This window comes from Hymenobacter psychrotolerans DSM 18569, assembly GCF_900142395.1.
Lineage (GTDB): Bacteria > Bacteroidota > Bacteroidia > Cytophagales > Hymenobacteraceae > Hymenobacter > Hymenobacter psychrotolerans.
In genome coordinates this window covers 87,198-99,814 of sequence record NZ_FRAS01000002.1, presented here as the reverse complement: position 1 = coordinate 99,814, position 12,617 = coordinate 87,198, and the positions used below count along the sequence as shown (strand labels likewise).

General features: G+C 54.5%; 10 protein-coding genes and 4 tRNA genes. All 14 read right to left on the bottom strand.

Features of this window, described 5'->3' with window-relative positions:
- Positions 1 to 237: 237 nt before the first annotated feature.
- The gene (locus BUE15_RS21445; RefSeq protein WP_139252108.1) at positions 238 to 447 is read right to left on the bottom strand and encodes a hypothetical protein; all 210 of its coding nucleotides are present in this window, start codon (positions 445 to 447) and stop codon (positions 238 to 240) included.
- A 69-nt stretch (positions 448 to 516) separates the two neighbouring features.
- A complete protein-coding gene (gene rpoB, locus BUE15_RS03250; protein ID WP_170865186.1) occupies positions 517 to 4,392 on the bottom strand; it encodes a DNA-directed RNA polymerase subunit beta in 3,876 nt (1,291 codons plus the stop codon).
- 288 nt (positions 4,393 to 4,680) lie between these two features.
- Positions 4,681 to 5,058, bottom strand: a complete 378-nt coding sequence (gene rplL, locus BUE15_RS03245; RefSeq protein ID WP_073281272.1) for a 50S ribosomal protein L7/L12 — start codon at positions 5,056 to 5,058, stop codon at positions 4,681 to 4,683.
- 63 nt (positions 5,059 to 5,121) lie between these two features.
- The gene (gene rplJ / locus BUE15_RS03240) at positions 5,122 to 5,676 is read right to left on the bottom strand and encodes a 50S ribosomal protein L10 (protein ID WP_073281271.1); all 555 of its coding nucleotides are present in this window, start codon (positions 5,674 to 5,676) and stop codon (positions 5,122 to 5,124) included.
- A gap of 19 nt (positions 5,677 to 5,695) precedes the next feature.
- Positions 5,696 to 6,391 (bottom strand): 50S ribosomal protein L1, encoded by a 696-nt coding sequence (rplA, locus tag BUE15_RS03235; protein WP_073281270.1) that lies wholly within the window; start codon positions 6,389 to 6,391, stop codon positions 5,696 to 5,698.
- A 19-nt stretch (positions 6,392 to 6,410) separates the two neighbouring features.
- A complete protein-coding gene (gene rplK / locus BUE15_RS03230; protein WP_073281269.1) occupies positions 6,411 to 6,854 on the bottom strand; it encodes a 50S ribosomal protein L11 in 444 nt (147 codons plus the stop codon).
- Between the two features lie 187 nt (positions 6,855 to 7,041).
- On the bottom strand, positions 7,042 to 7,608 hold the full coding sequence (gene nusG, locus BUE15_RS03225) for a transcription termination/antitermination protein NusG (RefSeq protein ID WP_073281268.1): 567 nt from the start codon (positions 7,606 to 7,608) through the stop codon (positions 7,042 to 7,044).
- Between the two features lie 11 nt (positions 7,609 to 7,619).
- The gene (gene secE / locus BUE15_RS03220) at positions 7,620 to 7,847 is read right to left on the bottom strand and encodes a preprotein translocase subunit SecE (RefSeq protein WP_396276084.1); all 228 of its coding nucleotides are present in this window, start codon (positions 7,845 to 7,847) and stop codon (positions 7,620 to 7,622) included.
- 31 nt (positions 7,848 to 7,878) lie between these two features.
- A tRNA-Trp gene (locus BUE15_RS03215) sits at positions 7,879 to 7,949 on the bottom strand.
- A gap of 126 nt (positions 7,950 to 8,075) precedes the next feature.
- The gene (tuf, locus tag BUE15_RS03210) at positions 8,076 to 9,263 is read right to left on the bottom strand and encodes an elongation factor Tu (protein ID WP_073281267.1); all 1,188 of its coding nucleotides are present in this window, start codon (positions 9,261 to 9,263) and stop codon (positions 8,076 to 8,078) included.
- Between the two features lie 161 nt (positions 9,264 to 9,424).
- A tRNA-Thr gene (locus BUE15_RS03205) sits at positions 9,425 to 9,496 on the bottom strand.
- Between the two features lie 64 nt (positions 9,497 to 9,560).
- Positions 9,561 to 9,633: transfer RNA gene (locus tag BUE15_RS03200), tRNA-Gly, on the bottom strand.
- 53 nt (positions 9,634 to 9,686) lie between these two features.
- Positions 9,687 to 9,766, bottom strand: a tRNA-Tyr gene (locus BUE15_RS03195).
- A 248-nt stretch (positions 9,767 to 10,014) separates the two neighbouring features.
- Positions 10,015 to 12,606, bottom strand: coding sequence for a M1 family metallopeptidase (locus BUE15_RS03190; protein ID WP_073281266.1), 2,592 nt, complete (start codon positions 12,604 to 12,606; stop codon positions 10,015 to 10,017).
- Positions 12,607 to 12,617: the final 11 nt, after the last annotated feature.

Genomic DNA, 12,617 nt, shown 5'->3' with positions numbered 1-12,617 from the left:
TATTAGCTGGTGGCTTGTTTTCTGTCCGTTGGTTCCGCCAGTCTTAAGAATGGTCGGAAAGAACGTAACAGTTCGACTCTGCGAAAAGTGCTCTGCGGGTCGGACAGGTACGCCGCGCAGTAGTTTTCCGCCAGGTCTGGTATTAAATCAAACTTGTGAGAATTCCTTAAAACTCGTTTGAACTCTGACCGTGTCTCGGAGCCCTATCTAAGGATTTACTCATAAGCTCGTCAAATGCTATACACGATATGTGTCGGCTGTGGAGAAAAACAAAGTATAGAGTCCTGAAAGAAGCAGGAAAGCTCCTAGAGCTATTGCAATTCCTTTATTTTTTCCGAAGAAGCTGTCTGCTTTAAATTGCTTACCAAATAGCCCGATAGCATTTACAAGGATTGCAACGCCAAGCAACAGCCGTACCCCACCAAACACATAAGGAAGAAAGCTCATTGTATAACAAGTGAAAACATGAAAAGTGGCTGCTGATCCTTGTGTACCAGCAGCCACCACTTTCAAACCTTAGTCAAGCGTGATTTCCAGGGCCAGACCACGTAACTCATGGATGAGTACGTTGAATGACTCGGGGATATTCGGCTTGGGCAGCACGTCGCCTTTTACAATGGCTTCGTACGCTTTAGCACGGCCTACCACGTCATCCGACTTCACCGTCAGGATTTCCTGCAGCACGTTGGAAGCACCGAAGGCTTCCAGCGCCCACACTTCCATCTCGCCGAAGCGCTGACCACCGAACTGCGCTTTACCACCCAGCGGCTGCTGCGTGATGAGCGAGTACGGACCTATAGAACGGGCGTGCATCTTGTCGTCAACCAAGTGACCGAGTTTGAGCATGTAAATCACGCCCACGGTTACCGGCTGGTCGAAGCGCTGACCCGTCAGACCGTCGTGCAGGTACGCCCGGCCAAAGGTTGGCAGACCAGCTTCCGTCAATTCAGCTGATACTTCCGCTTCGGTAGCACCGTCGAAAATCGGGGTAGCGTAGGTGCGGCCCAGCTTCAGGCCGGCCCAGCCCAGTACAGTCTCGTAAATCTGACCGATGTTCATCCGGCTTGGTACACCCAGCGGGTTGAGCACGATGTCCATCGGGGTGCCGTCGGGCAGGAAAGGCATGTCCTCATCGCGCACGATGCGGGCTACTACCCCTTTGTTACCGTGACGACCAGCCATCTTGTCACCAACCTTCAGCTTACGCTTCTTGGCGATGTACACTTTGGCCAGCTGCACGATGCCAGCAGGAAGTTCGTCGCCTACTTCCAGCGTGAACCGGTCGCGCTTGAAGCGGGCCGTGATGGTGTTACGCTTCTTGGCGTAGTTTTTCACCAGCTCCAGCACCATGCTATTCACACGAGCGTCAGCGGTCCAGCCTTCCAGCACGAGGTCTTTGAACATGTTCACCTCTTCGGGAACAGCGTAGTTGCTCTCGTCCTTGTAGGGGTTTTTCTCGGGGAAAAGGTTTTCAGCAATGTTCTTCTTGCCGAATTTCACACCCTTCGTGATGATTTCGTCGCCGAACTTGTGCTTCACCCCCTGGGAGGTTTTGCCTTCCAGCAGCTGCACCAGCTTCTCAATCATCACGGCTTTGATGCCGCGCAGCTCACGAGCGTACGACTCCTTCAGCTCCTCTACTTCCTTCTTCGACTTGGCCCGCAGGTTTTTGTCTTTCTTCGGACGGGAGAACAGCTTGGTGCCGATAACTACACCCTGCAGGGACGGTGGCGCCTTAAGGGAGGCATCCTTCACGTCGCCGGCTTTGTCGCCGAAGATGGCGCGAAGCAGCTTCTCTTCCGGGGTCGGGTCGGTTTCGCCTTTCGGCGTAATCTTACCGATGAGGATGTCGCCTTCACGAACCTCCGCACCCAGACGGATGATACCGTTGTCGTCGAGGTTACGCACGGCTTCTTCGCTCACGTTCGGAATTTCCGACGTCAGCTCTTCTTCGCCACGCTTGGTCTCACGCACCTCCAGCTCAAACTCTTCGATGTGAATCGAAGTGAAGATGTCGTCGCGTACTACCTTCTCCGAAATAACAATAGCATCCTCGAAGTTATAGCCCTGCCATGGCATAAAGGCCACCTGCATGTTGCGGCCCAGAGCCAGCTCTCCTTTGTTCGTGCCGTAGCCTTCGCAGAGGGGCTGTCCTTTGGTCACCCGTTCGCCTTTCTTCACGAGCGGCGTCAGGTTGATGCAGGTATCTTGGTTGGTGCGACGGAACTTGATCAGGTCGTACGAAATCTTCTCAGCGTCGAAGCTTACGAGGATGTCGTCTTCCGTCAGGTCGTACTTCACCACAATCTTGTTGGCGTCCACGTAGTCGATGTAGCCGTCGCCCTCAGCTACCACCAGGGTGCGGGAGTCAATAGCTACGCGACCTTCCAGACCAGTGCCCACGATGGGAGCTTCAGCCTTGAGCAGCGGAACTGCCTGGCGCTGCATGTTCGAGCCCATCAGTGCGCGGTTGGCGTCATCGTGCTCCAGGAACGGAATCAGCGAAGCGGCCACCGATACAATCTGGTTCGGGGCAACGTCCATGTAGCTGTACTCGCCAGGACCTACCACGGGGAAGTCACCTTCAAAACGACCTTTTACCAAGTCATTGATGAAGTTACCCTCCTCATCGATACGGGCGTTGGCCTGCGCAATGTGGTGGGTGTCTTCTTCCTCGGCGGTCAGGTATTTCACGTTCTCCGTGGTATCTACCTTGCCGTTCTCAACGGTGCGGTACGGAGTTTCGATGAAGCCCATCGAATTGACGCGGGCGTGCACACACAGCGACGAAATCAGACCAATGTTCGGTCCTTCCGGCGTTTCGATGGTGCAGAGGCGGCCGTAGTGCGTGTAGTGAACGTCACGTACTTCGAAACCAGCCCGCTCGCGCGACAGACCTCCCGGCCCCAGTGCCGATACGCGACGCTTGTGCGTCACCTCGGCCAGCGGGTTGGTCTGGTCCATGAACTGCGACAACTGGTTGGTGCCGAAGAACGAGTTGATTACCGACGACAGTGTACGGGCGTTGATCAGGTCAACCGGCTTGAAGTCCTCGTTGTCGCGCACGTTCATGCGCTCCTTGATGGTACGCGCCATGCGGGCCAGACCCACGCCGAACTGGGCGTAGAGCTGCTCGCCCACGGTACGTACCCGACGGTTGCTCAAGTGGTCAATGTCATCGACAATGGCCTTCGAGTTGATCAGACCAATCAGGTATTTCACGATAAGGACGATGTCCTCATTGGTCAGCACGCGGGCGTCCCAACCGGTGTCAATACCCAGCTTCTTATTGATACGGTAGCGGCCTACGTCCCCGAGGTCGTAGCGCTTGTCCGAGAAGAATAGCTTTTGGATGATGTCGCGGGCAGTTTCTTCGTCAGGTGCTTCCGTGTTCCGGAGCTGACGATAGATTTGCTCCACAGCCTCTTTCTCCGAGTTGGAGTTATCCTTCTGCAGCGTGTTGTAAATAATTGCGTAGTCGGCAATGTTTACGTTCTCGCGGTGCAGAATCACCGACTTGGCCCCAGCGTTCAGGATCGTGTCGATGTCCTCCTCTTCGATGGTAGAGTCGCGCTCCAGCAGTACCTCGTTCCGGTCGATGGAAACCACTTCCCCGGTGTCCTCGTCCACGAAGTCTTCCGTCCAGGTGCGCAGCACTCGGGCGGCCAGTTTGCGGCCGACGGCTTTCTTGAGGTTCTTTTTATCGGCCTTCACTTCCTCCGACAGCCCGAACAGGTCGAGGATGTCTTTGTCGGTGCCGTAGCCGATGGCGCGCAGCAGTGTCGTAACCGGAAACTTCTTCTTCCGGTCGATGTAAGCGTACATCACGTTGTTCACGTCCGTGGCAAACTCAATCCAGGAGCCTTTGAACGGGATAATACGGGCCGAGTACAGCTTGGTACCGTTCGTATGTTTGCTCTGGGCGAAGAATACGCCTGGCGAGCGGTGCAGCTGCGATACGATAACTCGCTCAGCACCATTAATCACGAAAGAGCCTTTCTCGGTCATGTAGGGAATGTTCCCTAGGAAAACTTCCTGCTCAATCGTCTCGAAGTCCTCGTTGTCCGTATCATTGCAGACCAGGCGCAACTTGGCTTTCAGCGGCACCGAGTACGTCAGGCCCCGGTCAATGCACTCGTCAACCGAGTACTTGGGAGGGTCAACGTGGTAATCGATGAAGGTCAGCACGAAGTTTTCGCGCGAGTCCGAAATCGGAAAGTTCTCGGCGAATACTTTGAAGAGCCCCTCATCGGTACGGTTCTCGGCAGCCGTTTCCAATTGGAAGAAATCCATGAACGAGCGAACCTGCACGTCCAGGAAATCCGGGTACTCAATAACCTTCTTAATCTTGGCGAAGTTGATCCGCTCGTCAGCTGCCTGCAACTTTTGCAGGCCTGTCTGTGCTTTCGGTGTAGCCAATGTATCTGGGGTTAGGAAATGGACACTGAGAGAATCCAGTTCAGGATAGCGGCACCGCCCCTATCTTGAAAAATATCGGACGTTTTGGGCGCACGAAAGCGCAAAGCAAAACTTTGCGCTTCTGGCGTCCGTAGGCACGAAAAGCCGCAAAGCGGCGTGCAAACGAACTTCCGATTAGTTTGTTGCCTACAAACAGGAAAAGACCTGGCTTAGTTGCCAGGCCTCTCCATATTTGCTGGTTTTAAGAGCAGGCAGCAGAAACTACTTGATTTCTACTTCAGCGCCGGCTTCTTCCAGTTGCTTCTTCAGGCCTTCAGCCTCGTCTTTGGCAACACCTTCTTTCAGGGCTTTAGGAGCACCGTCAACCAGTTCTTTGGCTTCTTTCAGGCCCAGACCAGTCAGGTCTTTCACCAGTTTCACCACAGCCAGTTTGCCAGCACCAGCCGACTTCAGGATTACGTCGAACGAAGTCTTCTCCTCGGGAGCCTCAGCAGCGGCAGCGCCACCACCGGCCATCATTACGGGAGCAGCAGCAGCGGGCTCGATGCCGTACTCGTCCTTCAGGATGGTAGCCAGTTCGTTTACTTCTTTTACCGTCAGGCTAACGAGCTGCTCGGCGAATGCTTTCAAATCTGCCATTTCTGTAGATTGTTAAAAAGGGGGTTGTTGAAGGAAATTGAATTTGAAAAAGATGAGCAGCGGTTAGCCTGCAACCTCTTCTTTTTCGGAAAGCGTTTTGAGGATACCAGCCAGCTTGCTGCCGCCGCTCGACAGAGCAGAGATAACATTCTTGGCAGGCGACTGGAGCAGACCGATAACTTCACCGATAAGCTCGTTTTTGCCTTTCAGCGTGCTCAGGCCAACCAGCTGGTTAGCGCCAATGTAGATGCCAGCATCTACGTAAGCACCTTTCAGGGCAGGCTTAGGCTCTACGTTCTTGCCATAGTTCTGCGACTTGTAGAAGTCTTGCAGCAGTTTGGCAGGAGCGTTGCCCGACTCTTTCGAGAACAGGATGCCCGATTGGCCTTTCAGCGCCGCGTCCATCTCAGCCGTGTCAGCACCGAGGGTGTCGAGAGCTTTGCGGATGAACGTGTTCTTGTATACTTTGAACTCCATGCCGCGCGTGAAGCACAGGCGACGGAACTCATTGATTTTCGCCACCGACATTCCCGAAGCGTCGGCAATGTAGAACGCGTTGTGCGATTGAAACTTCTCGCTCAACTCGTCGACGAGGGCTTGTTTGTCTTCCCGGATCATATCGTCGTGTTGATTAAAATTAGGCGGAAGTTACCGTGGTGTCAACCGGAACGGCGGGAGACATCGTGCTCGAAAGCGTGATGCTCTTGATGTAGGTGCCTTTAGCAGACGAAGGCTTCAGACGGATCAGGGTCTGGATAACCTCAATGGCGTTTTCAGCCAGCTTCTGGTCATCGAACGACACTTTACCAACCGAGCAGTGGATGATACCGGTTTTGTCAACCTTGAAGTCGATTTTACCAGCTTTCACTTCCTGTACAGCCTTGGCTACGTCCGTGGTTACGGTGCCCGACTTAGGGTTCGGCATCAGGCCACGAGGACCCAGTACGCGACCCAGACGGCCAACCTTAGCCATTACCGACGGCATCGTGATGATAACGTCGATATCCGTCCAGCCTTTCTCGATTTTGGCGATATAGTCGTCCAGACCAACATAGTCAGCACCAGCTGCAGTAGCTTCGGCTTCTTTGTCGGCGGTAACTAGTGCCAGAACGCGAACGGTTTTGCCAGTACCATGGGGTAGTGTGGCTACGCCACGTACCATCTGGTCAGCTTTGCGGGGGTCAACACCCAGACGAACGTCGATATCAACGGAAGCGTCAAACTTGGTATAGGTGATGTCCTTTACCACTTTGGCAGCTTCCACCAAGTTCCGAACTTCGGTCAGGTCGTGCTTGGCAAGGGCTTCCTTGCGCTTTTTGCTAATCTTTGCCATGTGTCTTCTCCGTTGTTAATTATTCAGCAAAGGGAGAAGGACCCGAGATGGTGATGCCCATGCTGCGAGCCGTACCAGCCACCTGCTTCATAGCCGACTCTACCTTGAAGGCGTTGAGGTCGGGCATTTTCGTCTCGGCGATGGTGCGCACTTGGTCCCATGATACCGACCCTACCTTGTTACGGTTAGGCTCTTTCGAGCCGCTCTGGAGCTTGGCAGCATCCATGAGCAGAACCGGAACCGGAGGAGTCTTCACCACAAAGTCAAACGACTTATCGGTGTACATGGTGATGAGTACAGGACAAACTTGGCCGGCCTTATCCTGGGTCCGCGCATTGAACTGCTTGCAGAACTCCATGATGTTAAGGCCTTTGCTACCAAGTGCAGGTCCAACCGGCGGCGCAGGGTTTGCGGCGCCTCCCTTTATCTGAAGTTTCAGATAACCTCTGATTTCTTTGGCCATTTGGTTTAAAAGGCTTCGGATTGTGCGACGTAACCCGCAACATCCTCAGTTTAATTTATTGCTCCGTGTGGAAGCCCCGCCGGTCCGGAGCCGATAACCGGCGACGTTGCTTGCGCAGTTTGTAGATGAGAGCTTACTACTTAGAGGTCATTCAACCCCAAGTCGCAAGCTCTCCGTTCAATTCTGCTTATGACTCTTTTTCAACCTGCGTGTAGCTGAGCTCCATGGGAGTGCTACGGCCGAATATTTTGACGATGACGTTGAGCTTCTTCCGCTCTTCGAAAACTTCGGAAACTGTACCCAGCATGCCGGCAAAACCTCCGTCTACAATCTTCACCAACTCGCCAGCTACGAAAGGGGTTTCCAGCGTAGCGGTTTGCTCTTCTGCTTCGTCAACGATACCGAGAATATTATTCACCTCGGACAGACGCAACGGAATGGGTTTCGTATTCTGGTTGGCTGCTTTTCCTTCTTTGTCGCTCAGGAAACCAAGAACCCCAGGCGTGCTGGTAATAATATGGTCTACTTCGCCGTGGGTCAGATCAGCGTGAATGATGATGTAACCAGGATACAAGTTCCGCTCACGTACGCGCTTCTTGCCGTTGCGCATCTCGTACACCTTCTCGGCCGGAATCAGTACCTGCGGAACCAAGTCCGACAAGCCATGACGGCCAATTTCAGTTTCGAGATAAGTCTTTGCTTTTTTCTCCTGCCCGCTCACCGAGCGAACCACGTACCACTTCAGCTCTCCCATCTTCGCTAGAATTAATGGAATGAGTTGTAGAACGCCTCCAGACCAGTTTTAAACACAACGTCCATTAGGCCAACAACGGCAGCGAATACCAGCGAGCCAATGAGCACCAGGCCGGCGCTCTTCTGGAGTTCCTCGAAAGAAGGCCACGTCACTTTGTAGCGCATCTCCTCGACGGTGTCGCGGAAGTAATTCGGTTTCTTGTCCATTGTCGTCGCCTGATAAGGGGCTTCTGATTTCATTCAAGCTGCGGGGTCAGCAACTTGCATTTTGCACGGGCGGAGAGATTCGAACTCCCATCAAAGGTTTTGGAGACCTCTATTCTACCCTTGAACTACGCCCGTGTATGCGCTTCAAACCAGCGAGGTGCTGTATTGGGACTGCAAATGTATGGAACTCTATTTACAAAACAAATCCGCCCCCGAAAAAATCGAGGGCGGATTGTATTGATTACCTAGAAACTAGGAAAACTATTCGGTGATTTCAGTTACCTGACCTGCACCTACGGTACGGCCACCTTCGCGGATAGCGAAGCGCAGACCTTTCTCCATAGCTACCGAGTTGATCAGCTCAACCGAGATGGTTACGTTGTCACCGGGCATTACCATTTCCACGCCTTCGCCCAGCGAGATGATGCCGGTTACGTCGGTGGTGCGGAAATAGAACTGAGGGCGGTAGTTGTTGAAGAACGGAGTGTGGCGGCCACCTTCCTCTTTTGACAGTACGTACACCTCAGCTTTGAACTTCTGGTGAGGCTTAACCGAACCGGGCTTGCAGATAACCATACCACGACGGATGGCTTCTTTTTCAATACCACGGAGCAGCAGACCTACGTTGTCACCAGCTTCACCACGGTCGAGGATTTTGCGGAACATCTCAACGCCCGTTACGGTCGACTTGAGGTTTTCAGCACCCATACCGAGGATTTCAACCGGCTCACCCGAGTTGATGATACCACGCTCGATACGGCCGGTAGCTACCGTACCACGACCCGTGATAGAGAATACGTCCTCTACGGGCATCAGGAAGGGCAGGTCGGTCAGACGAGCAGGGATTGGAATGTAGCTGTCAACAGCAGCCATCAACTCTTCGATCTTGGGAACCCAAGTAGCGTCGCCGTTCAGGCCGCCCAGAGCCGAGCCCTGAATAACCGGAATGTTGTCGCCGTCGAAGTCGTAGAACGACAGTAGTTCGCGGATTTCCATTTCCACGAGCTCGAGCAGCTCGGGGTCATCCACCATGTCCACTTTGTTCATGAACACTACCAGTTGAGGAACACCTACCTGGCGAGCGAGCAGGATGTGCTCACGCGTCTGGGGCATTGGGCCGTCGGTAGCAGCTACTACGAGGATAGCGCCGTCCATCTGGGCAGCGCCCGTTACCATGTTCTTCACATAGTCAGCGTGACCAGGGCAGTCAACGTGAGCGTAGTGACGGTTTTCGGTAGCGTACTCTACGTGCGACGTGTTGATCGTGATACCACGCTCTTTTTCTTCGGGAGCGTTGTCGATCGACGAGAAGTCACGCTTGGCGGCCAAACCTTTGTTCGCCAGTACCATCGTGATAGCAGCGGTCAGGGTGGTTTTGCCGTGGTCGACGTGCCCGATCGTACCGATGTTCACGTGCGGCTTGGAACGATCAAAATTTTCTTTGGCCATTGTAAAGGAGATTAAAGGAACTTTGTTGTGAAGAGGAAAACGCGACGTGCTTATACTGAAAGAAAGCGAAACGCAGCTCCGCTTAGTGGGGACTGCACGTCGCTTTTATTTTCAGACTGTTCCAAACAGAGCAGCCGCGCTGCACCGCCGGGTATAATGTGAGCCATTTATGGGATTTGAACCCATGACCTCTTCCTTACCAAGGAAGTGCTCTACCACTGAGCTAAAACGGCTGATTTGGTTTGGCAAAGTTACGAGGAATAGCGGACAGTTCATTATCCGGTCTTCACTGAACTGAGCGGGAGACGAGGTTCGAACCCGCGACCTGCAGCTTGGAAGGCTGCCGCTCTACCAACTGAGCTACTCCCGCGTGTGCGAACACGGAAGGCGACGACTATTTCGCTGCTTTCAGTATTCGTAGTGTGGGGGCGAAAGGACTCGAACCTTTGAACCCGAAGGAGGTGAGTTACAGTCACCCGCAATTGCCGCTATGCGACGCCCCCAGTTATACTTCCCTGCCATCTGCAAAGAATTTTCTCTTCAAAACCGGCCTGCTTAGCAAGCCCTGTGTCGAATTGAGTTGCAAAATTAGGGGCTTTCTGATGCAAGTCAAGCGCTGCAAGAAAAAACGCTCAATATTTTTTGGTGCAGAACATGCTGCCTGCCCCTATAGCAGAGGTAACCCACTGACTGTTTAGCAGAAGGGCAAGCAACGAGCGTAACAGATATTTATTAAAAATTTCTCCCTCCTTTACTGCATCAGCGCGTAATAGGCCTTCACCTGCTCATCCTTCTCCTTACTGCGGATGTCTTGCATAACGGTTTTGAGCGTGGGCATACCCGTAGCCAAGATGCTCAAGCCACGGTAGGCGCCCAACCGAACGATGCTGTTGTGCGCGGTACGGGCTAGGCTCTCCAACTTCTGTACGCCTTTTTCCCGCTCGATGGGAGGAATACGCAGCATGAACGTAGCGAAGTTCGGCAGATAGGTACGGTAAAGGTCTGCTTCGCTCACTTCGGGCAGGCGGCGCAGAAACCACTGATACTGTTCGGTGCTGCTGCCATTCAGCGAGAAGTAAGTGGAAATGGCGCTCAGCACCTCCTGGTTTTTGGTTTCCTGGAATGCCGTAATCCGGTCCTGAGAATCGGCGGTGGGAGTTTTGGCCAGTGCCCGGATGGCGGCGCTGACTACTTTGTAAGAACTGTCGTTGAGGGCGGCGAGGTAGAGGCCGGAGTAGTTTTCGTTGTTGAAAGCCGATAGAGTTGCCAGCGCAGTGGCCCGAACCTGGCTCTTCTTGTCGGAGGCGGCTACTCGCTGCAGGTCTTTGCGCACTGCTTCGCCTTCGGGGCCTTTGTAGCGCCGCAGGGCTTCTACTGCGGCCTGGCGCACCGCCCAGAAGTTGTCGTTGAGGGCCGCGCGCAGCATTCCGCTTACCGCTAGGTCGGCGCTTTTCGTGCGGAGGCGGCTGATGGCTTCGTACTTCTGCAGGTAGTTGCGGGCGTGGCTGAACTGATACAACAGCTCTTCCTGGCTTCTCTCCTCGTCTATTTCGGCCAGCAGCTGCGACTCACTATCGAACTTCACGAGGGCCGGCCGCTGGGAAGAAGGCAGCCGGAACGTCTGGTCGGCTTTGGTAATGAGGACGCGGTGCTCGGTGGGCTGGTTGTTGGCCCACACCGTCACGCCTACCGGGAGCCGGTAGATGGGCGTGAACGTGGAATCCTGCAGCTGCTGCACGCGCAGACTTACCTGCCCATTGACAAAGCTATGGGTGACTTTCAGCTCGGGATGCCCACGCTTCATAAACCACTGGTCAAAGAACCACATCAGGTCTTCGCCGGTCGTTTCCTCGAAGGCAATGCGCAGCTTGGCTATTTCAGAGGCCGAAAATTTGTTCTGCGTCAGGTAGCGGTTCAGGGACGTGAAGAAAGCGTCGTCGCCGACGTACTTGCGCAGCATGTGCAGCACGCGGCCACCCTTGTCGTAGGAGTGCCGGTCGAACATATCCTCGTGGTGAGCATACTGGTAGCGGATCAGCGGCTCCCGCTTGCTCTGGGCTTCGTCGAGGTAGCGGCCCATCTTCTCCTGCTGCACCAGCGCCGCAGCGTCGGCACCGTACTTGTGCTCCGCCCACAGTAGTTCCGAGTAGTCGGCAAAGGACTCGTTCAGGGGCAGGTTGGCCCACGATTCGCTCGTCACATAGTCGCCGAACCAGTGGTGGAACAGCTCGTGCGCAACTGTGGCTTCCGGATCGTACCCGATATCGGGCAGCTCCCGGGCCGTGAACTGCACCAGGCTTTGCTCGAAGGTGACGGCTGTGGTGTTTTCCATAGCGCCGGACACAAAATCGTGCACGGCAATCTGTGAGTATTTCTCCCACGGAAACTCGACTCCTAGTTTCTGCGAGAAGAAGTCGAGCATTTCCGGCGTATTCCCGAAAACGGCCTTTGCGGTAGCGCTGTACTGTGGATCGACGTAGTAGTCTACCGCTTTGCCGCGCCACGTGTCGCTCACCACCGCGAAGTTGCCGACAGCCAGCATGGTCAGGTACGGGGCATGGGGCAGAGTTTGCTTCCACGTATCGGTGCGGGTACCGTCGTTGTTTTTGCGGGAGGCCGTCAGCAGGCCATTTGACAGCGTTTTGAGGCTTGCTTCTACCGTCAGGCTGATTTCCTGCGTCATGCGCTGGTTGGGCCGGTCGATGGTCGGAAACCAGCAGGAGCTGCCCTCCGTTTCGCCCTGTGTCCAGATCTGGCGCGGTTTGGTTTTATCGGTTCCCAGCGGATTCACGAAGTACAGGCCCTTGTCCTGGGTGATGGCCGCACTGCCACCCGCTTCCAGCTCGTTGGGCTTGGCTACGTACTGAATGCGCACCTGACAGGGCTCGGTGCGCGTGTAGGCCCGGTCCAGACTGATAGTGAGCTTCTTTTTGTCGTAGGTGTAGCTGAGGTTCTTTTCCTTGCTGCCGCTGAGCAGCTTCACACTCTTCACCTCAAAGCCTTTGGCATCGAGCACCAGCTGATTTTGCGGATAGAAATGCGGGCGGACGGTAAGCACAGCTGTCCCCAGCACCCACTGCTTGTTCCAGTCGAAGCGCACATCGAGCTTGGTATCCAGCAAGTCGTGGAGAATGGTAGCAGCCGGTTGTACCGGGCTGGTGGGCGGCAGCCAGGAGGGAACTACTACAGTAGCCGGTGCCGGCGCAGGGGCCGCCGGCGGCTCGGTTTTGCGGTGCGTGGCGGCTTTGTTGCCCGTGGGTTTGCCCGACTTAACCGCCTGAGCTGGTGCTTCGAACTGGCAGGTAAGAACAAGGGCCAGAATACCGAAAATCGGGTATTTCATGCACAATTACT